This is a genomic window from Amycolatopsis thailandensis (genome assembly GCF_002234405.1).
GTDB lineage: Bacteria > Actinomycetota > Actinomycetes > Mycobacteriales > Pseudonocardiaceae > Amycolatopsis > Amycolatopsis thailandensis.
Genome location: NZ_NMQT01000066.1, coordinates 53627 through 74747 on the forward strand (window position 1 = coordinate 53627; position 21121 = coordinate 74747).

Sequence of the window (21121 nt, forward strand, 5' to 3'; positions counted from 1 at the left end):
CGTGAGGGCGAGCGACAGAGCACGCCACCTTTGCCTTACCCCCCAATAACCGTGGTGATCGGCGCCCGGCGTTGCGCGACACGTTCCCCAGCGATGGGTGGAAAGACTGCGTCGCCTTGGTCGGACGCCCTCAGCTCGTGCGGCTCGGTGCCGGCGGCTCGGGTAGCGCGGCGGTCATCGCGCCGTCCACGGTGACGGTCTCACCGGACACGAACCTGGCCCGATCGCCGAGGAGGAAGGCGATCACGCGCGCGACGTCCTCCGGCTCGGCGAGCTCGCCGAGAGGCTGTAGCCCGGTCAGCGCGTCGCGGGTGGCCGCGTCCTGCCAGCGATGCGCGTTACGCGGCACCTTGACGAACCCCGGCCGGACGACGTTGCACCGCAGCCCGCGCGGTCCGAGTTCCACGGCGGCGGCGCGGCCGAGCGCCTCCAGCGCGGCCTTGGCCATCGCGTACGGTGCCTGCCCGGCCCAGGCCAGGCCCGCATGGATCGAACTGACCAGCACCGCGGCGCACGGCCGTCCCCCGGCACGGCCGATCAGCTGCTGCAACGGCTCCAGCGCGGACACCGCACCGACGTCCAGCACCCTGCGCAGCGCGTCCGTCGTCTGTTCGGTGAAGGGGGCGCGATGCTCGCTCAGCAGGCAGTGCACCAAGCCGGTCACGCTGCCGAGGGTGTCGAACGCGGCACCGACCACGGCCGGATCGGTCGCGTCGCCCCGGATCCACGGCACATCGACGTGTTCCGGCGGTGGTGGCGCGATATCCACGGCCACCACCGGTCGCCCCTCCCCCAGCAGTTCGCTCACCACGGCCGACCCGATACCGCCCGCGCCGCCGAGCACCACCACCCCGCTCACGCGACCCATTCGGCCGTCCCCTTGGTGAAGAAGGCGCGCACGACGAGTCCCGCCGCGGCTGTGACCAGGGGGTTGCCTCGGGACCGTGGCCGGACCAGCGTGTGCGGCGGAGTCGTCTCGACGCGATCGCGTACCGCTTCGAGCCATCGGTCCGAGGGCGCGCCGCTACCGCCGAGGATGATCATGTCCGGCCGCATCAGGTCGAACACCGTGTCGGCCACCAGAGCCACCTGGGCGCTGCGCGCCTCGAGAAGCCCGCTCGCGACCGTGTCCGTGTCCGTGTCCGCCAGGCGGATCAGGTCCGTCAGCGAGCTCGCCGCGACTCCCGCGGACCGAGCCGCGGCGAGCAACGCCACGTCCGTCCCGCGTTCGCCGAAGCGCCCGTGACCACCATCGGTGAGGCCGGGCACCAGCAGGCGGCCGAAGCCGCCTTGGATGATGCCGTTCGAGCTCGTACCCCCTCCTCGGCTGAGGAACCCTGTCTCGGCGACGTTGCCGACGAAAAGGTACGACACGTTGTGGCGACCCAGTCCGGCGCCGAAGGTGAGCTCGGCGCCCAGCAGAGCGGACACGTTGCCGTCCACCACGACGTCGAGCCCGGTCCGCTCCCGCAACGGGCCGGACACCCGGACGTCGGTCCAGCCCAGCACGTCGTTGCGCACGACCCGACCGGTCTGACGGTCCACCTCACCGCCGGCGGTCACACCGATGCCCAGCACCGGGCCCGGCGCGGAACCCGCCATCTCCGCCGCCAGGTCCGCGGCGTGCCGCAGGGTGGCGACGCTGTCCGCCGGATCACGGTTCTCGGCGAGCGTCCGGACGCAGTGACCGGCCAGGTCGATCAGTCCGGCCGTGGTCCGTTCGAGACCGAGGTGCACGCCGACCGCGTACCGGCTGGACGAGTCCAGGTCCACCGGCACCCGGGGCCTGCCGACCCCGGTGGACTGCTCTGCGAGCTCACGGACGACGCCGGCGGACAGCAAGGGCTCGATGATCCTGCTGACGCTGCCGTGATTGAGGGACAGCTCCTTCGCGATGTCACCGCGCGCCAGCGGGCCGCGCTGGGCGAGCAGCTGAAGCACGGCGGCCGTGTTGGCCTGCCGGGCCTGACGCGGCCGGGTCCCGCTGAGACCTGGGTCGTTCATCTTCACACCGGCTTTCCGGACTCGACACCGTTGGTCTCTTCGAGCTCGACACCGGTGGTGGCCAGCCACGGCGACACCAGCACGATCACGGCGCTGACCAAGAACGCGCAGGCGTACCACGCGACGATCGTGATGCCGTACTTCTGCGCCAGCATGGGCGCCAAGAACACGTTGAGCGCGATCGCGAGCCGGGTCACGCACTGCGCGATCCCGGATCCGAGGCCACGCAGCGAGGTGGGGAAGGCTTCGGTGCTCCACACCCAGGACAACACGCCAGGGCCGAGCCAGGTCAGCATGGCGTACACGACCCAGAACGCGACCAGGCCGACGCCTGCCCGCTCGCCGGTGAACGCGATGCCCACCCCGGCGGCGAACACGCCGAGACACGTCCACACGCCCAACCGTCGTCGGTCTACCCGGTCGATGATCGCGGCGCCCGCCACGACGGCGACCAGGCCCACCACGAAACCCAGCAGGGAGAAGTACAGGGTGTTGGAGACCCCGATGCCGGTACTGCTGATGATCAGCGGTCCCGCGACCGTCGCGACCGCGCCACCGAAAGCCTGGATGGCGAAGAACGCCGTGACCGTCGCCAGCCGTCGCCACGCACCACCGGAAACCAGCCTCCGGTAACTGCGCTTCTCCGAAACCTCGCGCTTCGGCGGGTCCAGCCCGAGTGCGTCGTAGATCCGCTGTGCTTCCTCCCCGCGGCCGCGCGCGCTCAGCCACCGGGGTGACTCCGGCAGGAATTGCCTCGCCACCAGCACCGCGGCCGCGGGCAGCGCGGCCAGGCCGAACAGCCACCGCCAGGTCTCGTTTCCGAACAACGGCTGAAGCGCCAGCGCGAGCAGCACCGAGGTGACCGCGCCGGACAGCCACATCATGTTGGGCAAACTGCCCGCGATCCGGCCTCGCCGGGTTTTGGGCGCGATCTCGGTGAGGAACGCGTGCGAGGTCGGGATGTCCATCCCCACCGCGAGACCGAGCACGAATCTGGCCGCGACCAATTGCCACACGTCCTGGACGAACGCGGCGGCGAGGGACGCCACCACGAAGACCACCAGATTGATCATGAAGATCACCCGGCGGCCGAATCGGTCGGAGAGGTCACCGAAGACCACCAGACCGAGCGCCGTACCCACGAAGGCCGCCGCGGTCACCAGGCCGACCTGGAACGCGGTGAGATGGAACGACGGCTTGAGGAACAGGACGGCGGCGCCGATGACGAGCAGGTCGTAGCCGTCGATGAACTCGCCGAAGGCGACCAGCCTGCCGGTCCAGTTCCGTACGAACCGCGCCCGTCTCGGCGACATCGACTGAGGTCTCGCAATCCCCGACACCATCAGGTTTCCTCCCCACCGCGCTTTTTGTGCGACAAACACCAAACTACGGTTCACGCGGTGTTCCCGCCTGGATCCGACGCTGTCGGGGACGATCGGCCAACCGGAGCGGAACGATCAGGCAAGGGCCGCTGACCTGTCGATCCTTATTCCGGCACGTGTTCGGCGGCGATCCTGAGGAACCTGGCGATCGAGGGCGACCGGCTCCCCGAGCGCCAGAGCGCCAAGGTCCGATACGGCGTCGCATCGCCGACCGGCCGGTAGACGACGTCCGGGCGGACGTTCACGGCGGCCAGCGAGGCGGGCACCAGTGCCACGGCCTGTCCGAGGGAGACGACCTCCAGCAGCTGGGCGGTGTCGCGGACGACCGGGCCGTCGGACCGGCGATCGGGATGGCCCAGCCAGTGGCCGCTGTCGACGATCCGCGAATCCGCCCAGCGCGGAGCGGGCTCGGTGATCAGATCGGCGACGCCGAGCACGTCGCGACCGGCGAGCTCGTGATCGACGGCGAGCGCGGCGACGCGCGGTTCGGTCGCCAGGAGTTCGGTTTCGAGGCCGTCACCGTCCACGCAGGCGGCGATCGCCAGATCTGCCCGTCCGTCGCGGACCAGCTGGGCCTGTTCACCGAACCCGCTCACCACCACGCGGATCTCCGTCGCGGCCGGATCCTCCTGGAAACGTTCGCGGACGCGGTGCAGCAGCCGGGTGGCCACTCCGGGCTTGGCTGTCACCACCAGCGCGTTCCCGGCCCGCCTCGTCCGGCGAACGGCGACGTCCAAGGCAGCGAGGACCTTGGCCGACTCGGCGAAAAGGGTCTCCCCGGCGGGGGTCAGCGCCAGCCGCCGCCCGCCGCGGTCGAACAGTTCCGCGCCGATCCGGCGTTCGAGCCCGCGGATGGCCCGCGAAAGCGGGGGTTGCGCGATGCCGAGACGCCGGGCCGCGCGGGTGATGTTCAGGTCTTCGGCGACGGCGCGGAAATAGCGCAGCTCGCGGATCTCCGGATCCGGCATACCGCCAGGGTAGGGCGCGCACACCGGATCGGTGCTTCTGTTCGGGCACGAGGTCGGCTGGGGTGGGGGAATGCATCCCCACGAAGTCGCGCTCGTCACCGGCGGCGGCAAAGGCATCGGCCAGGAGATCGTCCGGCAGCTGGCCGCGCGCGGGCTCACCGTCTACCTCGGCGCGCGGGATCCGGGACAGAACGGCGCGGCCGGACCGGGCATCCGGACCGTCCCGCTCGACGTCACCGACGAAGCGTCTGTAGCGGCGGCGGTGGGGAAAATCGAGGCCGAGACCGGCAGACTCGACGTCCTGGTCAACAACGCCGGCATCACCAGCGAATGGGGTCTCCGCACCACCGACTTCACGGCCGCACACCTGCGCGAAGTGTACGAGGTCAACGTTTTCGGTGTCGTCACGATGATCTCGGCCTGCCTGCCCTTGCTGCGCCGCTCCCCCAACCCGCGTGTGGTCAACCTGTCGAGCGGCCTCGCGTCCCTCACCCTGCTGAGCGATCCGAAGATTCCGCTGCCTACCGAAGGATTCCTCGCCTACAGCTCGTCCAAAGCCGCGCTCAACGCCTTGACCCTGCTCTACGCCGAAACCCTCCGCGCCGACGGCGTCAAGGTGAACGCCGCCAGCCCCGGCATGGTGCCGACGGACCAGAACGCCGGGGCGCCGTTCCCCCGCGGGCACCGCACCACGGCCGAGGGCGCGGCCGTTCCCGTCCTCCTCGCGACGATCCCCGTGGACGGCCCCTCCGGCGTCTTCCGCGGCCCGGATTCACTCGATGAAGTCATCCCCTGGTAAGGGGCAGTGTCGGCACCAGGGTGAAACAACCGAAGGAAGCGATTGCCCGGCGCCCGATCCGGGTACCAGGAAGATCATGTGGATGGTGATGGTGATCCCGCTGCTGGTCATGTCGTTCGCGCTGCTGATGGAGCGTGTCGAAGCGAAAGTGCCCGAACGGGATCCGAGTCGCGCCCCCGAACCCATCTGACTCACCGGGCGTGCGGGGTCCGGCCCGACCACGCACGCCCGGATGGTCAACAGTGGCTGGTCATCCGCATGCTGTTGATCCGGTCGTACAGCCGGGCGTCGAAGGAGCCGGCGTCGAACCACCAGTGCCACTGGTTCTTGACCGTGCCCTTGACGAACTTCGGATCACCGCCGTGGTGAATGGGTCCCAACACGACACCGGCGCTGTCCAGCAGGTTCACCCACATCAGCCAGGCATCGTTGCTGTCGCTGCTGACGATCTTCGCCTCGAACGAAGCACTGCCGTTCGGAAACAGCGTCCATTTCGCGCCGTCCATCGTGCAGTCCCCCGCTCTGATGGGGCCCCAGGTGAACCAGCACGAGCCCGACCCGGTGCACGTGGCCTGCGCGGTGGTGGACGACGCGGTCCCGGCCGACGCGGGTGCGGCGAAGACACTGCCGATCCCGAGTACGAGAATTGTCAAAATGGTCGCCATCCGGCGCGTTTTCGTCATCATGGTGTCTCTCTCCGGTGGTGGTCGAATTCCTGCCGATCGTGAAAGACCGGAAGTCGAAACTAACTTTCCGGAGGTGACGGAACCGATCACTTAGGTGCGGTCGCGGGGGCCGCCGTTGGTGCGGACCACGTCGACTGGCAGGAACGCCGGGCCGTCCTCTCCTCTGGCCAAGTAGAGCGGACCGCTATTTACCTACCTGCGCCTGAAACTGAGCGAGAGTGGTGGTTCCGTGGCTGTCAGGGCGCGACGATGGAGGAATTGGGACGTTGAACGTCCCAATTCCTCCATCGTCGCCAGGGATGCCCGGTCTTGGACCTTGATCAACGGCCGGAATCTTCCCCCGTCAACCACACCGGCTTCACTCGACCGCTAATCACACCAGTAGGTAGGTAAACCCGATCCGACTGGCTTCAGGGCGTGTCGTCGGACGCCGGGCCGTGTTCCAAGCGCTGGTTGGCGTCACCCGTCGCCTCGGTGATCCTCGACAGGAACTTGGTGACGACACGGAGTTCCTCGGGATCGGCGGTGCGGACCGCGGCAGCGATCTCGGCCCCGGCGAAGACGAGGAACCGGCGGGCGTGCTCTCGCGCGGCGGGGGTCGGGCGCAGGGTGACGCGGCGACGGTCGCTGCTCTCGCGGCTGCGCTGGACGTGACCGGCGTCCTCGAGCCGGTTCAGCAGAATCGTGGTGGCCCCGGTGGTCATGGCGATCTGCCGGGACAGCTCCGCCGGCGAGAGCGGCGTCCCCGCTTCGGCGGCCCACGTGATCTGGCCCAGGGCATTGGCATCCGAGACAGGCAGCCGCATCCAGCCTGCCAGATGCCGATGCAGCTCACCGAAGCCGACAGCCCATTCCCGAAGCCGCTGCATCACCTCGATCTGGATCGGCGTCCAGCTCTCGGTCAACGGGTCGACATCGGCCATGCGGTCTCCTTTGCACCATAGTAGCTTTGCAGTAAAGCTACTATGGCCTCGACGACAGGGGAACTCGAATGAACACTCGACACGCCGTGGTGTCCGGCGCGAGCATCGCCGGGCTCTCGACCGCCTTCTGGCTGCGCCGCTCCGGCTGGGAGGTGACCGTGCTGGAACGGGCGACGGCGTTTCGCGACGGTGGACAGAACGTCGACGTCCGCGGCGTCGGCCGCGAAGTACTCGCGAAGATGGGCCTGACAGAAGCGGTGAGAGCGCAGAACACGACAGAGACCGGCACTGTCTTCGTGGACGCCTCAGGCGAAGTGCTCGTGGAACTGCCCTCCGACGTCCCGGACGGCGCGACCGCCGAACTCGAGATCCTGCGCGGCGACCTCGCCCGGACGATCCTGCGGCACCTGCCCGAGGGGGTCGAGATCATTTACGGCGACACCGTCGCCGCGGTCCAGGAAGAGGCCGACCGGGTCACCGTGACCACGAACACCGGCCGGGTCCTGCGCGCCGACCTGCTGGTCATCGCCGAAGGGGTCCGCTCCACCACTCGGGAACTGCTCTTCGAGGACCAGGTCGACAGCCGCGCGCTGGGCATCACCATGGTCTTCGGCACCATCCCGCGCACCACCGACGACGACAGCCGATGGCGCTGGTACACCACGGTCGGCGGACGGCAGGTCCACTTGCGCCCGGACCAGCATGGCACCACGCGCGCCATCCTCGCCTGCACCGAGGCCGAAGACCCGACCCGGCTCGACCGTACCGAGGCACTGGCCCGGATCCGCGACCGCTTCTCCGGCGTGGGCTGGGAAGCACCCCGGATCCTGGACGGATTCGACGGCTCCGACGACGTCTATCTCGACCACCTCACCCAGATCCGCATGCCCGTCTGGCACCGCGGGCGGGTGTGCCTGGCGGGCGACGCCGCGTGGTGCGTGACCCCGATGGGTGGCGGCGGCGCCTCGCTCGCGCTCGTCAGCGGCTACGTCCTCGCCGCGTGCCTGTCCGGCACCGGCTCGCTCACGACCGGACTCGCGGCTTACGAGGCCTGGATGCGGCCACTCGTCGACGACGTCCAGCAACTCCCCCGCTGGATCAAACCGTTCGCCTTTCCCCGGACCCGGCTCGGTCTGGCGCTGCGCAGGATGGCCGACAAAGTGCTCATGTCACCGGTACTGGCACCCTTGACGGCGAGGTTCACCAGGATCGCTCAGACCGACCGCGAGTTGCCGCCTCTCGCGGCAACGGCGAGGTGACGATTCGCCGAACGCCCTCCGTCAAGGTCAGATGACGCAGACGATCCCCGCGGCGTGAGCGATCGTTCGAGACGATATTCACCGATCCTGAGGACTTTTGGGGGACACGTGATACGTCGACTTCGCTTCGCCGTTATTCCTGCGATCGCCGTCCTGTTCGCCGGGGCCGCGCCCGCCTCCGGCTACGCGGCAGCGCCGAGCGCGTCGAGAGCGAGCACCCCGGCGAAGCTGTGCGCCGAGGCACTCGCGACCACCACGGACGCGGACGGCGACCGGCACCATTCCTTCCGGATGCCCAACGGGCTGCTGGTGGACCAGGTCGTACCGGGTCCGACGTTCGACCCGGCGACCGCGTCCGCCGCCCGATTGGCGAAGGTCGGATTGCCTGCGCGACCGGAATCCGATGCCGTCGCGCCCGGTGAGCTCACACGCGCGGACTGGGAGAAGGTGGCGGGCGGGCTCGATCGCGCGACGCCGAAACCGCCCTGTGTCAAGCCGGGTGTACACGCCGCGACTCACACCACCAACTACAGCGGCTACCGCGCGACAGCCGCGTCGGGCCGGACATACGCGGGGGCGCACAGCTCCATCACCGCACCCGACTACTACACGTCGACGTGCTCGGAAGAGAGCATGACGCAGTGGGTGGGCGTTTCCAACGACACCGTCCTGGTGCAAGCCGGCGTCTACGTCACCCAGGCCACCGGAACCGTGGAATCGGGTGGCTTCATCGAATTCGTCGACGGAGCTTGGAACACCGGGGGCATAGTCGACGTCGGTGTACCTTACGTCGCAGGACATCGCTACTACCTCGATGTGCATTACGCGGACCGCTACAACTGGTCGTTGACCGTCTCGGACCTCGACAACGGCCGGAACTTCTCGGGTTTCTGGACCCATCCCAGCGGCGGCGGCACAGAGTACCTTCAGCCGTTCGCGTACTTCGTGTCCGAGCGACTCACTTACGTCAGCGGCAATCGGGAGTTGCTGACCCAGTACATGAACCACTCGGACGTCCGCTTCCGCGCGGCGACCGCCAAGATCCATGACGCCGAAGACGCGAGGCTGTCCGTCCAGCGACCGGATCAGCAGATCATGCTCTCACCGGGGATCGGCAACCAGCGGTTGTCCAACCCGGACCCGCTCGAGGTGAGCGCCAGTAACTTCACCGAGCACTGGGCTCGATGCGGCGTGGTCGAAAGCCCGCGGGGATGACCTAGCCGTCGTCGAAAGGCCGGTCAGCGGCCGGGCTCTCTTCCGAGCGCCCGGCCGCGCATAGCGACCTGGGACAGCTCGCGGTAGGAATCTGCTCCACCGGGCTGAGTAGTTCTACTCGTGCGGGGTGACGGAAACCTCCGGCACGATCAGTGGTGTCCGCCTACTGGGGGCGGCGTTCACCCGAGGAGAATCATGAAGCTCCGTCATGCCTTCACCACGCTCGCCGTCGCCGTAGGTCTGACGGGCGTGTTCGCGCCTGTCGCAGCCGCCGACGAGCCGATCGCGAGTATCGACTTCGCCGCCGAACAGGGCGCCTTCCCGGTCGATGGGAAAAGCGGGTACTGGGTCGCCTCGCCCGAGCACGAGGTGGTGATCCGCGAGGTCGGTGACATCCTGCGCGTGGACGCCGATGGCGACAACGGCTCGTACTACTTCCGGCTCGACTTCAGTGCCTCGACCGGCCCGCTGCAAGTCGGCTCGTACGAGCACGCAGGGGGCGCCCGCATCCTCGCGATCGCCACCGGTCTGGGCTGCTCGGACGACTATTCGACGTTCACGATCAGCCGCATCGAACGTGGCGCCGAAGGACTCACCGCCCTCGACGCGACCTTCGAACAGCGCTGCGCCAGTCCCACCGCACCGGCGCTGCGTGGCGAGGTCCACTACCGGCGTTGAGATCACGCGGGAATCCCTGGTTGAGCGGTACCCGCTCAACCAGGGATTCGGCGATGGAAGACGACCGCAGACGGCGTAGAAGAACGCGCTGAACGGATCATCCGGTATCGGGCGATCTGCTCTGTTCGAGTGGTTGTGATTTCCGGTAATGCGAGTGGTGATCACCGAACGCTAGCGTCGCTGCTAGGCGGCGGCCCGCCGCTTGGGGAAAGCCATCGGGCTTTAAGGGGAGATTTTCTTATCATGCAGAGGAAATTGTCACGGCCCTCGATGAGAATCCGGCTTGTCGCCGCACTCACCACAGCAGGACTGATCGCCACCACAGGCACCGCTCTCGCCGACACCAGCGCCGACCGCAAGATCGTGCAGGAGGCGCTGGACCAGATCACCACGAGCGGAGGATCGCTCGGCGCGCAAGTCAGGGTGACCGATGGCCACCAACGCTTCACCGCGCGCTCCGGCAAGGCCGAACTGGGTTCGAACCGCCGGGTCCCGGAGAACGGCCGGTTCCGCGTCGGCAGCATCACCAAGACGTTCGTCTCGACGGTGCTGCTGCAACTCCAGGGCGAAGGCAAGTTCGACCTGGACGCGCCGGTCGTCCGCTACCTGCCCGGTCTGATCGACGGCCGCATCACGGTGCGCCAGGTCATGCAGCACACCAGCGGCCTCTACGACTACACCAAGGCGTTGCCGCTCGACCCGGACGAGTTCGAGCAGATCCGCTACAAGCACTGGACGCCGCAGGAAATGCTGAAGATCTCCACCGGCAAGCCGCTCGACTTCGACCCCGGCACCCGATGGAGCTACTCCAACACCAACTACGTGGTCGCGGGTCTGCTGGTGGAGAAACTGACCGGCAGGCCGTACGAGAAGGCGGTCCAGCAGCGGATCCTGAAGCCGTTGCACCTCGACGACACCGAGGTTCCCGGCGACGACGTCGACATCCACGGCCCGCACGCCCACGGCTACGTGACCGTGGCAGGCAAGCCGAACGACATCACCCGCCTCAACCCGTCGGTCGCGTGGGCGGCCGGCGAGATCATCTCCACAACCCGTGACCTGGACACGTTCGGCGTGGCGCTGGCCAGTGGCAGGTTGCTCAAGCCCGCGCAGCAGCAGGAGATCGCCAAGACCACCGCGGTCAGCCCGGAGTACGGCCTCGGCCTCCAGGTGCAGACCCTGCCGTGCGGCACCAAGGTATGGGGCCACGGTGGCGGCATCCCCGGGTACTCGTCGCAGCTGCTGACCACGCCGGACACCCACAAACGGCTGGAACTCTCGATCACGAGCGCGCCGGCCGGAGGCGACCCCAATCCGGCGTTCGTCAAGCTGCTCAACGAAGTCTTCTGCTGACGTCGTCCGGAGGTGAACCACCTGGCGCCCCAGCCAGGTGGTTCACCCGACAGCGCCGTAGTTGGAGGTCAGGCTCGCGGCGTACTCGTCCGGGACGATCCGACCGGCGAACGTCGGTGGAAGATACGACCGCAAGGCTCCCCGCGTTTCCAGGAAAGGTCCGAACCGGTCGCGCCATTCGTCCCGCGCAGCATCGCTCGGAAATCCCCGGAATACCGCTATTTCGGGATCCCGTTCACCCCAGCATCCCCATTTTCCGGAACGTCCGGTCACCGCGACGACCTTCGCGGCGATCGCGATCGATCCCAGCGCGTCGCCGTCCGGCTCGAAACCGATAGAGGCCCAGTAGTCGTCCTCGCTCGCCTCGACCGGCAACGAGACCGCCGTGCACTCCGTTAGCTCATCACCATCGGGAAGCACCAGAAGGTCGACATGGTCATCGTCGTGCCACCGGGCCATAGCGCTGAGGGCAGGCCAGAAGTCAGGCGTCAGAACCGCGTCGAATTCGCAGAACAGTGATTCTCCGACGTCATTTCGAAAGACCTGTCCGGGAAATCTGGCGTCCAGATCGAAGGTCGCCGAGACGCGATATCCGATATTCTGGGATTCGGTTCGCCCGCTCATCGCATTGTCTGTCCTGTCATCAGCAGCCGATCGTACATCCGCGATGCTAGTGACCTCCCGCATGGGAATATCGAGGGGTGAGGCGGGTGAGAGGTCAGCCGGTCATGCGTTCGCCGAGCCGGCGCGCGAGTCGGCCAGGTCGTCGTCAGGAACGTCCAGGTGGCCGCGCGGGGTCGAGGCGGAACGAGGGTCAGACGGTGGGCGCGGCGCCCGCCGTCGTCGCCCCGGTGCGGATGGTGTGACTCTCGGGCGCGGCGTTGACCGCGCCGAGGTTCCACGGCAGCGTGATCCGCGGGTCACTGGTGTCACCGCGCGGACTGGTTTCCTGGGGCGCGGTGACCGTGATGGCCAGCGGTGTCTCCTGGCCTCCGGTCGAGCCGATCGCGCTCCAGTGCAACGGAATGTAAGCCGAGGAACCGTCACTGATCTCGACCGACGGAGCGTCCGGCGCGGCGTCGGAGGACAACACCACGTCGCGGGCCCCGACGAGGTCGAGAGGCAGCGAGCCGGGCAGTGTGCAGGTCTCGCCCGGCTTCGCGGTGAACTCGATTGCCGCGTCCCGGCCGCCGGCACCCGCCCCGCCGTACACCAGCCGGCTGGTGATCTGACCCGACGTGCAGTGGAAGTCCGTGGGCATCGCGCCCGCGGTACCGGCGGTCAGCGCCGTGGCCCCGGCTGCCGCTCCGGCGACGAACAGGACCGTCATGCCGCGGCGGATATTCGTGCGAGTGGTCATCGGTCTTCCCCTTCTGCCACACCCGGGCGGACGTTCCGATCCCGGCGGCGATCCGTGACATCGTGCCGACCTCGATCGCTCTCGCCACCGAAATTGCCCACCTCACGACCGGGACATGCGCCGAGGTGAGATTGATCAAGAAGAAGCAACCTCGACGGAGCTCATACGTCGTAACGATGACGGGCGCGAAAAACCATCGCGGGTGGCCTGGCGGGAGGTGACGGCTTCGACCGCACCGTCCTCACACCGAATCGAGGTGTTCCAGAAGCAACCTCGTGGTGGCCTCGGCGGCTTCCTCGGGGATGTTGTGCCCGATCCCTTCGAGGATTTCCAGCCGGTATCGCCCGGAAACCCAGTTCTTCGTCGCTTGGATACCCGAAGGTGCGACCATGGGGTCCTTCGTGCTCGCCAGAAACAATGTCGGCACCCCGACCCGCTGCCCGTAGCCTTCGAAATCGTTGGCCCGGTACCAGTTCAGAGCGGCGGTCAAGGCACCTGGCTGGGAAAGCCGCCGGAAGTATTCCGCGCACTTTTCCGGTGCGACGCCCGGCAGCTTCGGCGGCCCCGACGCGAGAATCCAGTCCTCCGGTATCGGAGCCGGTTGCCGGAAGCGATCCATGTACTCGGATGCCTTCCGCTGGGCGGGATCGGTTCGCAGCGCCTCGGCGAAAGCGCCGAGATGCGGTACGGAAACGGCGGTCAACGACCGCACCCGGCGTGCGTATCTCGCCGCGGCGACCCACGCGACCGCGGCACCCCAGTCGTGTCCGACCAGATCGAATCTGCGCCAGCCCAGTGCGTCGGCCATCGCGCGGACGTCCCCGACGGCATGGTCCAAGCGATAGTTCTCGATCCCGGCGGGGCGCACGCCCGGTGAGTAACCCCGCTGGTCTGGCGCCACCGCCCGGTAACCGGCAGCGGCGAGCGCGCGCAACTGATGCTCCCACTCGATGCCGAATTCAGGGAAGCCATGCAACAAAAGCACTTTCCGGCCATGCCTCGGCCCCGAGGCGACAGCGTCGAAGGTGCCGGCGGGAGTGGGAATCCGCAGCGGCGTGATCCGCGGCGACTCGGCCGCGGACGCGGTGCCCCCGATACCGACGGACGCCACACCGGCGGCGGCCACGGCGCTCATCTTCATAAATTCACGGCGAGAGGGAGGAATCGGCATTCGGCCAGCCTGGCGGCCCGCCGAGAGGAAGACCATCGGGGATTCCCCCGTCGTTCCGCTGGGGCAGGCCCTACCACCGTGGGCATTTCTCACGTGCCGCCGCGACTTTTTCCCGTGTTGACTTCCCTCCCGAACGAGGCCGGGGGACCTGGTCATCGAATCGGCGAGATCGGAGACGACCGGCGTGACTCGTACCGGTGTGAAAGCCGCCGCCCTCGGCGGGGGTCTGCCGCGGCCGGCACGCTCGGCCGGTGTTCGAACGTCGGCAGGAGCGGCCTTGCTCTTGCTCACCGCCGCGTGCAGCAGCACCCCCGCCGCTCCCCCGCCCGCAACTCCGTCGCCGTCGACGTCGAGTGCGGCACCCACGAGCACGACACCGACGGTCGACCTCTCGTCGCTGCGCCACGGCACGATCCCGGCGAAGTACCCCGAGCCGGACCTGAGTGGGCTGCCGCCCAAACCCGCGGACTCCGCGCCCCTGCGAGAGCGGATCGCCTGGGAAGCACTCGAAAAAGTGACCCGCTTCGCCAACCGCGTCGACCCAGGCGCGCGCTCGTCCTGCCCGGCGCTCAACCCCGGCCGCACCACCACGCTGACCTGCACGGTCACCTACCTCGGCGAAAAGTACGATTACGTCCTGCGCGACATCAAGTTCCAAGGCACCGGGATATCCGACGGCCGCAACGAACAGGGCACCCTCTCCTACAAGGCGGACCTCACCGCCGGACCGATCATCCGCGACCATGTCGAGTCGGTGCTGCGGCATCAGAACAGCACCGAGTACGACGCCTGCGACATGCCCGAGCACGTGCGCTTGGCCTTCGACTCCACTCGGCGACGGCCGTCCGGGTCGTCGATCGTCGGCCAGTGGATCCATGTGCCCGGTATTTCCTGCCGCTACCTCGACCCCACGACCCGGGCAGTCAGCACCCTCCCCCTGGAACTCTACGAATCAGGCGCCCCCATCCACCCCTCATCGCGGATCGGCGGCTGAAGCGGCTACCTCCTCGATGCCGCGACCAGCCGGTCGGTGCGGCTGAGCCGGACTCCGGCGGAGGATTCGAACTGCCGGAGACCGGTTTGGATCTCACCGCGCAGCAGGTCGACGACGTGCTGATCCACACCGTTGAGACGACGCTTATTGAGGGGTAGGGCAAAGGTGTCCTGTCGGGTGTCAGGTCCGTGAAGGCCTCCTTGAGGGATTCTGGGTCCTTCAAGGAGGCCTTCACGGACCGGCGCTCGAGGGTGACGACCGGGGTGAAGGGGACTTTCCCCGCGTCGCATGAGGGGAAAGTCCCCTTCACCTCGGGGCGTGCGGTCGTCGTGGGTGACGGAGGCCCGGAGGTGTCACGAAAGCCACTTTCAGGACACCTGATGTCTCGAAGGTGGCTTTCGCGACACCCGAGGCCGACGTGCGGGCGAGCGACACAACACGCCACATTTGCCTCACCCCTCAACAGTTCGTCGAAACCCGAGTCGCTGCCTGGATCCGGTCCCTGAGTGCAGATGAAGACCAGCCGCCCGCCGGGCCGGAGACTCCGGGCGATGTTGCCGAAGCCTGCGGCGAGATCCGCGAAGAGCATGAGCGCGGATCGGCTGACCGCCACGTCGAAACCGGCCTCGGGAACAGGTGCACCTGGGCGTCTGCGCCCCGCGCCGATCGCGGCCGCGGCGAACAACGCCTCGTTGAACCCTTCCGCCATCGCGTTGTACCGATCGGCGTACCGAGCCCAGATCTCGCCTTCCCAGCCGTTCCAAGACATCCGGCCCCCTCCGTTCCGCCCCTGGTCCCGTCACCCGTATCGGTGATTCTCACCGACTCACCATTCGTGGCGAGTGGATCACCGTTTCGTGTGACCCTCCCGCCCAGTTGCCGTAGCGGAGGCTCGGCGTCCACATCGGCTCACCTCGAGCTCACTACCCACAGTGTCACCACCCAAGAAATGCACCCCTCGCGCAAAACACGAAAGACTTACGTGTTTATCGTGGGAAGATTCACGCCCAGCCATCGGCGCGGGAAATCGTTTTTTGACAGGCTGCCAACCTGGTGAAAATCTCCGATCGCTCCTCGCGAGAGCAACAACCGAACACGAAATCCGAACAAGGAGCCCCTCAATGCAGATGTTCACCCAGCACGTGCACCACGGCCACGACCTGATCTCGGGTCTGCTCGCGCACCTGGCTCACGTGCTCGGCTGGCTGGTCTGACGCTCTAGGCACAGGGTTTGACGGGGGCCGGTCTGTTGGCGCGGGTCGGCCCCTCCGTGTTTGCGACCCGGTAGAGGGACACGGTCGTGTCCCTCTACCGGGTTCCGGTATTCCGGGCCGGATTCACCCTACGGAAGCGTGAACCCCAGTTCCCTGCCTCGCGTCACGAGTTCTTCCCGGGCCGCCGGATGCGCGACGTGGTCGACGATCTGCCGCGCCTGCTCGCTCGCGTCGTTGCCCCAGATGGTCGCGACACCGTGTTCACTGACCAGGAAACTGTGCTGGAACGACGTCACCGGCCCGGCCAGCCGAGGCACCACCGTCGAAACGTCGGCTTTCGGATGCCAGGACGGCAGCGCGATGATCGCCCGTCCACCGGGTGAATGCAGCGCCCCGACCACGAAGTCGGTCTGGCCACCGAATCCCGAATAGATCGCCCCTCGGACACGGCTCGCGTTGGCCTGCGCGAACAGGTCCACTTCGAGGGCGCTGTTCACCGAGACCAGACCGCGCTGCCGGGCGATCACGGCCGGGTCGTTCGTCTTTTCCGTGCGCAGCAGGCGAATCCGCGGATTGCGGTCGAGCCAGCGGTACAGCTCGGCACTGCCGAACACGAACGACGCCGTCACCGGTTCCGCCGGATCGAGGGCTCCGGCGCGGTCCAGCGCCAGCACGCCGTCGCTGAACATCTCCGACCAGATCGCGAGTCCACGCCGTCCGGTCACCGCCGCCAGGGTCGCGTCCGGGATCCCGCCGATCCCCAGTTGCAGGGTCGCGCCGTCCGCGACCAACCCGGCCACCCGCTCGCCGATGGTCCGCGCCGTGTCGCCCACCGGCCGCGGGACCGGCGACAGGAGCGGCTCGGTCACTTCGATCGCGTAGTCGATCTCGTCGACAGGCAGCACGCCGTCGCCGTAGGTGAACGGCATCTCGGGGTTGATCTGCGCGACGACCAGTCCCCCGCGAGCCCGCACCGCCTCGACGGCCGCGGGCAGGATGTTCACCTCCGTGCCCAGCGACACCACGCCGTCGACCGGAACAGAGGTGTGCAGCAGGACGACGTCCGGCGGCAGCGAGTTCTTGAGCAGCTGCGGCACCAGCGACAGCCGGGACGGGAAGTACCGCAGCCCGGGGCGTCCGCGCATTCCCGCGCCCACGAACGGCGTCTCCAGCAGCACACCGGGGCGGTCCGGCATCCCGGCCTGCGCGTTCAACGCGAACAACCGGTACTCGGCCAGCGCGGCGTCCAGCACCTTCAGTGCAGCCATGGGTGTGGCGAAATTCCCGCTCACCACCACCCGCGGCCGCGACGCGGGAATGCCCGCCAGGACGGAACCGAGCTGACTTTCCGACAACACGCGCATGAGCCGATCATGCCCGAGGAACCGCGCGACGGCTCCGGATGTTGTCCCAGCCCACAGGCACTCATCCGAGAAAGGCGTCCAATTCGGACCTGGTGGGCGAAGTGGCCGGACCGTGCCTGGTGACCGCGATCGCGGCGGCGGCGTTCGCCCGGCGCGCGGCTTCGAGCAGTCCGGTCCCGGCCATCAATTCAGCGGCCAGCACCCCGCAATGCGCGTCTCCCGCCCCGTTCGTGTCCACGGTGGTCACCGGGAACCCGGGCACGGTGACGTTGTGGCCACCGTGGACGACCCGGCATCCGGCGGATCCCTCCCGCACGATGAGCACCTCGACGTCCGAGGTCTCCACGATCTTCGCTTCCGTGGCGCTACAGCTCAGGATGTCCACGTGCGCCAGCACCGCCGCCAGCTCGGCGGCGGGGATCTTCCCGGCGAGCGGTCCGGGATCGAACAGCACGGTGGCCTCGCCCGTGCGCGGCAGCCATTCGAGGAGCGCTTTCGCGTTCGTCTCGTGCAACAGGCTGTACCCGGTGACGTAGACGACGTCCTGGCCCGTCGGCGTGATGGCGTCGAGCAGGCCGGGCGGCATCCGGCCTTCGGCGCCGGGTCCGGTGACGAACGTGCGCTCGCCGTCGTCCCGCACCATCGCCACGACGATCCCGGTGCCACCCTCGGCGGACGGCGCGTGCGCGAGCGTGATGCCTTCGGCGGTCATCGCCGCCCGGACGAGGTCGGCGAAGCCACCGGTGCCGTGCAGGCCGGCGTAGAGGACGTTCGCGCCCGCTCTGGCGGCCGCCGCCATCACGTTGAACCCTCCGCCCGGCAGGAAGTCCATCGAGGACGCCATGACGTCGCCGCCGGGCACCGGCAGTTCCGGAACCCGCATGACCAGGTCCAGCACCACCTGTCCGGTGTGAATCAACCGCCCGGTCACCGCACGCCCACCCACTGGCCGCCGCCCCAGCCGAGCCAGCGTCGTCCATTGTGGACCGTTCCGTCGGTGTCGAACCGATATCCCGCGACGACGGCGGCGAGCCCGTCCACGGCCGGGCCGAGATCGGTTCCCGCCAGCTGCGGGCGCAGTTCCTCGACGACGCTCCACTGCTTCTCCGTGTCACAGAAGCTGAGGAAGAAGATCCCCTGCCGCCACGCGTACGCCGCGTTCTTGACCGCCGTCAACGCGGCGTGCCGATCGGTGGCCGGCACGGCGGCACGGCGCAGTGCCCAGCCGAGCGACCGCGCGGCGAGGCCGGGCGCGAGCACCATCAGCGGATCCCACAGTTCCAGCCCGTCGGCCAGCACGGCCAGGTTGTGCGTGGTGACGATCTGTCCCTGCTCCAGGACGGTGCCGTTCGCGGCCACGCCGGACACGCGGCCGCGATGTGCCTCCGCCGCCCTTTCCTTGCACACCTTCGCGAAATCGGCCGCGGTCTTGCGGCCCCATCGGGTCGTGGTCTCTTCGGACCAGGCCTCGGGCAGGTCGTAGTACCGCGCGTACAGTGAGCCCGCCATGACCCGGCTCGCGATCACCGCGGCGTCGCGGAACTTCGTGGTGAAGGCACCCATGAAGATGTCCGCCGCGACTTCCTCGACCAACGGCATCCGCAAGCCGGCCTGCTTGGCGAGCGCGCCGAATTCGCTCACCAGCGGGTTCGGCAGGATCGCATGCGGGAACGCGGTCAGCGCGAGCATCGTGGTCCGGGCGAGGGTCTCCCGCGCGGCCTCGGCGGTGTCACGCCGGTGTGCCCGCAGCGGCTCCAGCGCGGCCACCCACGGCAACTCGGTGAAGCCGACCTGGGTCGCGAGATCCAGCAGCAACAGACCGCGGCGGCGCCGGAAGGCGGCGTACGTCCGGGCGTACAACGCCGACAGCGCCGGATCTTCGATGTTCGCGGCGAGCAAGGACGCGGTGATCTGCGGCAGCACGGTGGCGAGCACCTCGCCGGAGGTGATCACGTCCCGCGCGACCAGCTCCTCGACTGGGGCTTCCCACGCCCTGGTCACTTTCACGACGACGCCGTCCGGAACACTCCAGCCGTCGACGTCCTCGGTGATCGGTTCGACCGACGGGACACCGCCATCGTCGGGGTAGGCGTCGAGACGGACGGCGACCGCTTCCGCGAGCTCGGCCCGGGTCGGCCGTTCCACCACGGACAGCTCCGCCTCCCGCAACGTCTTCCGCCGCTCGGAACCGGGCGCGCCGTGCTTGCCGATGGTGTTGGCGAGCGCGCGGCGCACCCAGCCGACGTCCCGCGCGGTCAGCGAACGGCTGTCCGTCTCGCACGCGGCCAACGCCGTCCGCAGCCTGGCGAAGTTCGCGCGGGGATGTGCCGTCACGCCTTCGGTTTCGGCGAGCAACGCCGTCCGGCGCGCACTCCAATCCGCGGGCCAGACACGGCACGGCCAGCCGCCTGTGACGGTGCCGCCCTCGCGCAGCGTGGGCAGTTCACCTTCCACGGTTTCGCACCAGAGCTCGACGAGCCGGTCGTACAGCGGCCGCTCCCGCAGCCTGGTGCGCATCGTGTCGATCGCGGACGGTGTCGTGATCGCGCGCAAGGAGGTCTTGACCTGCTCGACGGACTGGAGCTTGACGACGGAACCGGCGGGAACGGACGGATCGCCGAAGACCGGCGTCAACCGCAGCCGGTGCATGAGCGGGCGCACCGCGGCGACGAGGTCGAGCGCGGCCGCGTGGTGGTCGTGCGCGAGCAGCCACGCGACCGTCATCAGCGCCGCGTGCTCCGGGATTTCGACGCGGTACGCCCCGGCCGCGAGAGCGCCTAGGAGCACGGCCTGCCCCTCGTCGGTCAGGTAGTGCAGGTTCAGCCGTTCCCGGTCGGTCGTGCCCGGCGCGCCGTCGGGCAATGCGCGGACCAGCTCGATCTCGTCTTCGCGCAAGGGCTCCTCGGCGAGGTACCGGCCGCTGGCGAACCCGCCGTGCAGTACTTCGAGCGTCACCCAGGCCGGAGTGTCGGCGACCGGGGTGCGGGAGCCGACGGTCAGCGTGCCGTCGGCCATCCCGTCGAGCACGGCGCGCCAGCCGTCCGCCCGCGCCGAATCGGTGCCCGCGTGCCGCAGCGCGCGACGCAACTGGTCGTACGCGTAACCGAACTGCCCCTGGTTCACCGGTCTCCCCTTGTCCATCGAGACCTGGAGGCGAGATTCGAACTCGCGCCTTCCCGGTTGAGAGCCGGGTGCTCTACCGCTGAACTACTCCAGGATGAACATGGAGGCGGGACTCGAACCCGCGCCCTCCCGGTCCGAAGCCGGGCGATCTGCCGCTGATCCACTCCATGATCACCGCCGATACTAGCCAGCCCGCGAGCCCCCGTCACCCCGATATCCGCAGCGGGAACCCGTGTGCCGCTCCGTTTGCCGCGGCCTCTCGACGACAGTCCATCGTGGACGCTTGGTTTTTATGTCCACAATGGATTATCGAGAAAGTTCCCGCTGTGCTGGTTTTCTCAGTCCTTCTGCTCGGTGGCGCCATGGTCGGCGCTTACAGCACCACCGTCGAATCCTCGATCCCTGTGCGCTGGAGCTCCGACGGCGCGGCGACCCGGCTCGCGGTGCCTGCCGGGTTGGCTCGGCCTACGAGGTACAGGTCACCCCGGATCACCACGTTGCCCCTTCCCGCGGGCGCCGGCTCCGGCTCGGCCACCGGGATCAGCGGCACCGGGGTCCCCTGGCAGGCGCTGCGCTGGACACCGGACGGCACCGTGACCGTCCTGCCCGGGGGGCACTGGACCAAGGC

At 68.4% G+C, this 21121-nt stretch carries 21 protein-coding genes, 2 tRNA genes and 1 pseudogene; 7 read left to right on the top strand and 17 right to left on the bottom strand.

From position 1 onward, the window contains the following. Nucleotides 1-130 precede the first annotated feature (130 nt). The 4 genes from CFP71_RS19015 to CFP71_RS19030 all read right to left on the bottom strand — a co-directional run bounded on the left by CFP71_RS19015 (nucleotide 131) and on the right by CFP71_RS19030 (nucleotide 4354). Nucleotides 131-859, bottom strand: a complete 729-nt coding sequence (locus CFP71_RS19015) for an SDR family NAD(P)-dependent oxidoreductase (RefSeq protein ID WP_093935234.1) — start codon at nucleotides 857-859, stop codon at nucleotides 131-133. Next, complete coding sequence (locus CFP71_RS19020; RefSeq protein ID WP_244199733.1) at nucleotides 856-2004, bottom strand: ROK family transcriptional regulator; 1149 nt, start codon at nucleotides 2002-2004, stop codon at nucleotides 856-858. The genes CFP71_RS19015 and CFP71_RS19020 overlap by 4 nt, the downstream gene beginning before the upstream one ends. A gap of 2 nt (nucleotides 2005-2006) precedes the next feature. Further along, nucleotides 2007-3347: an MFS transporter gene (locus tag CFP71_RS19025; protein ID WP_244199734.1), complete on the bottom strand. Its 1341-nt coding sequence runs from the start codon at nucleotides 3345-3347 to the stop codon at nucleotides 2007-2009. 143 nt (nucleotides 3348-3490) lie between these two features. Beyond that, entirely contained in the window at nucleotides 3491-4354 is an 864-nt protein-coding gene (locus CFP71_RS19030; protein ID WP_093935213.1) for a LysR family transcriptional regulator, read from the bottom strand. Between the two features lie 70 nt (nucleotides 4355-4424). Between CFP71_RS19030 and CFP71_RS19035 the strand changes: the two genes are divergently transcribed. Next, nucleotides 4425-5153 carry an SDR family NAD(P)-dependent oxidoreductase gene (locus CFP71_RS19035; RefSeq protein WP_093935214.1) on the top strand — a complete coding sequence of 243 codons (729 nt, stop codon included), beginning with the start codon at nucleotides 4425-4427 and terminating at the stop codon, nucleotides 5151-5153. A gap of 236 nt (nucleotides 5154-5389) precedes the next feature. Here CFP71_RS19035 and CFP71_RS43600 read toward each other — a convergent pair whose 3' ends face one another. Further along, a complete protein-coding gene (locus CFP71_RS43600) occupies nucleotides 5390-5659 on the bottom strand; it encodes a DUF6294 family protein (protein WP_143267117.1) in 270 nt (89 codons plus the stop codon). Between the two features lie 31 nt (nucleotides 5660-5690). On the opposite strand from CFP71_RS43600, the gene CFP71_RS43605 reads away from it, so the two are divergent. Then, on the top strand, nucleotides 5691-5933 hold the full coding sequence (locus CFP71_RS43605; protein ID WP_143267118.1) for a hypothetical protein: 243 nt from the start codon (nucleotides 5691-5693) through the stop codon (nucleotides 5931-5933). A 316-nt stretch (nucleotides 5934-6249) separates the two neighbouring features. On the opposite strand, the gene CFP71_RS19045 is transcribed toward CFP71_RS43605, so the two are convergent. Then, the gene (locus CFP71_RS19045) at nucleotides 6250-6762 is read right to left on the bottom strand and encodes a MarR family winged helix-turn-helix transcriptional regulator (protein ID WP_093935216.1); all 513 of its coding nucleotides are present in this window, start codon (nucleotides 6760-6762) and stop codon (nucleotides 6250-6252) included. A 68-nt stretch (nucleotides 6763-6830) separates the two neighbouring features. On the opposite strand from CFP71_RS19045, the gene CFP71_RS19050 reads away from it, so the two are divergent. The 4 genes from CFP71_RS19050 (at nucleotide 6831) to CFP71_RS19065 (ending at nucleotide 11267) form a co-directional block, all read left to right on the top strand. Then, entirely contained in the window at nucleotides 6831-8021 is a 1191-nt protein-coding gene (locus CFP71_RS19050; protein ID WP_093935217.1) for an FAD-dependent oxidoreductase, read from the top strand. 108 nt (nucleotides 8022-8129) lie between these two features. Then, nucleotides 8130-9236, top strand: coding sequence for a G1 family glutamic endopeptidase (locus tag CFP71_RS19055; RefSeq protein ID WP_093935218.1), 1107 nt, complete (start codon nucleotides 8130-8132; stop codon nucleotides 9234-9236). Between the two features lie 195 nt (nucleotides 9237-9431). Beyond that, on the top strand, nucleotides 9432-9914 hold the full coding sequence (locus CFP71_RS19060; protein ID WP_093935219.1) for a hypothetical protein: 483 nt from the start codon (nucleotides 9432-9434) through the stop codon (nucleotides 9912-9914). A 270-nt stretch (nucleotides 9915-10184) separates the two neighbouring features. Next, nucleotides 10185-11267 carry a serine hydrolase domain-containing protein gene (locus CFP71_RS19065; protein WP_167406184.1) on the top strand — a complete coding sequence of 361 codons (1083 nt, stop codon included), beginning with the start codon at nucleotides 10185-10187 and terminating at the stop codon, nucleotides 11265-11267. 42 nt (nucleotides 11268-11309) lie between these two features. Here CFP71_RS19065 and CFP71_RS19070 read toward each other — a convergent pair whose 3' ends face one another. From CFP71_RS19070 to CFP71_RS19080, 3 genes are all read right to left on the bottom strand, one after another. Then, a complete protein-coding gene (locus tag CFP71_RS19070) occupies nucleotides 11310-11891 on the bottom strand; it encodes a hypothetical protein (RefSeq protein WP_093935221.1) in 582 nt (193 codons plus the stop codon). Between the two features lie 190 nt (nucleotides 11892-12081). After that, nucleotides 12082-12627, bottom strand: a complete 546-nt coding sequence (locus CFP71_RS19075) for a DUF4232 domain-containing protein (RefSeq protein ID WP_093935222.1) — start codon at nucleotides 12625-12627, stop codon at nucleotides 12082-12084. A gap of 241 nt (nucleotides 12628-12868) precedes the next feature. Then, complete coding sequence (locus CFP71_RS19080) at nucleotides 12869-13834, bottom strand: alpha/beta fold hydrolase (RefSeq protein WP_093935223.1); 966 nt, start codon at nucleotides 13832-13834, stop codon at nucleotides 12869-12871. Nucleotides 13835-14075: 241 nt separating this feature from the next. Here CFP71_RS19080 and CFP71_RS19085 point away from each other — a divergent pair, with 241 nt between their 5' ends. Continuing rightward, nucleotides 14076-14792: a hypothetical protein gene (locus CFP71_RS19085; protein WP_244199735.1), complete on the top strand. Its 717-nt coding sequence runs from the start codon at nucleotides 14076-14078 to the stop codon at nucleotides 14790-14792. Between the two features lie 5 nt (nucleotides 14793-14797). Here the strand turns inward: CFP71_RS19085 and CFP71_RS45350 are convergent, their stop codons facing one another. The 8 genes and pseudogenes from CFP71_RS45350 to CFP71_RS19125 all read right to left on the bottom strand — a co-directional run bounded on the left by CFP71_RS45350 (nucleotide 14798) and on the right by CFP71_RS19125 (nucleotide 21085). Then, entirely contained in the window at nucleotides 14798-14920 is a 123-nt protein-coding gene (locus tag CFP71_RS45350) for a hypothetical protein (RefSeq protein WP_279629230.1), read from the bottom strand. 443 nt (nucleotides 14921-15363) lie between these two features. Continuing rightward, a pseudogene (locus tag CFP71_RS45600) lies at nucleotides 15364-15561 on the bottom strand (class I SAM-dependent methyltransferase); the annotation flags it as partial. Nucleotides 15562-16134: 573 nt separating this feature from the next. Continuing rightward, entirely contained in the window at nucleotides 16135-17370 is a 1236-nt protein-coding gene (locus tag CFP71_RS19100) for an acetyl-CoA hydrolase/transferase family protein (RefSeq protein ID WP_093935225.1), read from the bottom strand. 61 nt (nucleotides 17371-17431) lie between these two features. Beyond that, entirely contained in the window at nucleotides 17432-18301 is an 870-nt protein-coding gene (locus CFP71_RS19105; RefSeq protein WP_093935236.1) for a PfkB family carbohydrate kinase, read from the bottom strand. Beyond that, nucleotides 18298-20493: a hypothetical protein gene (locus CFP71_RS19110; RefSeq protein ID WP_093935237.1), complete on the bottom strand. Its 2196-nt coding sequence runs from the start codon at nucleotides 20491-20493 to the stop codon at nucleotides 18298-18300. Before CFP71_RS19110 ends, CFP71_RS19105 begins: the two co-directional genes overlap by 4 nt. Nucleotides 20494-20515: 22 nt before the next feature. After that, nucleotides 20516-20587: transfer RNA gene (locus CFP71_RS19115), tRNA-Glu, on the bottom strand. 4 nt (nucleotides 20588-20591) lie between these two features. Continuing rightward, nucleotides 20592-20663 (bottom strand) — tRNA-Arg (locus tag CFP71_RS19120). 203 nt (nucleotides 20664-20866) lie between these two features. Beyond that, entirely contained in the window at nucleotides 20867-21085 is a 219-nt protein-coding gene (locus tag CFP71_RS19125) for a hypothetical protein (protein WP_093935226.1), read from the bottom strand. Between the last annotated feature and the right edge of the window lie 36 nt (nucleotides 21086-21121).

Bases quoted from the DNA above. Each gene is read 5' to 3' on its own strand.
- CFP71_RS19075 (WP_093935222.1), bottom strand. From the start codon at position 12,627: ATGACCACTCGCACGAATATCCGCCGCGGCATGACGGTCCTGTTCGTC.
- CFP71_RS19050 (WP_093935217.1), top strand. From the start codon at position 6,831: ATGAACACTCGACACGCCGTGGTGTCCGGCGCGAGCATCGCCGGGCTC.
- CFP71_RS19100 (WP_093935225.1), bottom strand. From the start codon at position 17,370: ATGCGCGTGTTGTCGGAAAGTCAGCTCGGTTCCGTCCTGGCGGGCATT.
- CFP71_RS19035 (WP_093935214.1), top strand. From the start codon at position 4,425: ATGCATCCCCACGAAGTCGCGCTCGTCACCGGCGGCGGCAAAGGCATC.
- CFP71_RS19060 (WP_093935219.1), top strand. From the start codon at position 9,432: ATGAAGCTCCGTCATGCCTTCACCACGCTCGCCGTCGCCGTAGGTCTG.
- CFP71_RS19065 (WP_167406184.1), top strand. From the start codon at position 10,185: ATGAGAATCCGGCTTGTCGCCGCACTCACCACAGCAGGACTGATCGCC.
- CFP71_RS19080 (WP_093935223.1), bottom strand. From the start codon at position 13,834: ATGGTCTTCCTCTCGGCGGGCCGCCAGGCTGGCCGAATGCCGATTCCT.
- CFP71_RS19025 (WP_244199734.1), bottom strand. From the start codon at position 3,347: ATGGTGTCGGGGATTGCGAGACCTCAGTCGATGTCGCCGAGACGGGCG.
- CFP71_RS19030 (WP_093935213.1), bottom strand. From the start codon at position 4,354: ATGCCGGATCCGGAGATCCGCGAGCTGCGCTATTTCCGCGCCGTCGCC.
- CFP71_RS19020 (WP_244199733.1), bottom strand. From the start codon at position 2,004: ATGAACGACCCAGGTCTCAGCGGGACCCGGCCGCGTCAGGCCCGGCAG.
- CFP71_RS43600 (WP_143267117.1), bottom strand. From the start codon at position 5,659: ATGGACGGCGCGAAATGGACGCTGTTTCCGAACGGCAGTGCTTCGTTC.
- CFP71_RS19070 (WP_093935221.1), bottom strand. From the start codon at position 11,891: ATGAGCGGGCGAACCGAATCCCAGAATATCGGATATCGCGTCTCGGCG.
- CFP71_RS19045 (WP_093935216.1), bottom strand. From the start codon at position 6,762: ATGGCCGATGTCGACCCGTTGACCGAGAGCTGGACGCCGATCCAGATC.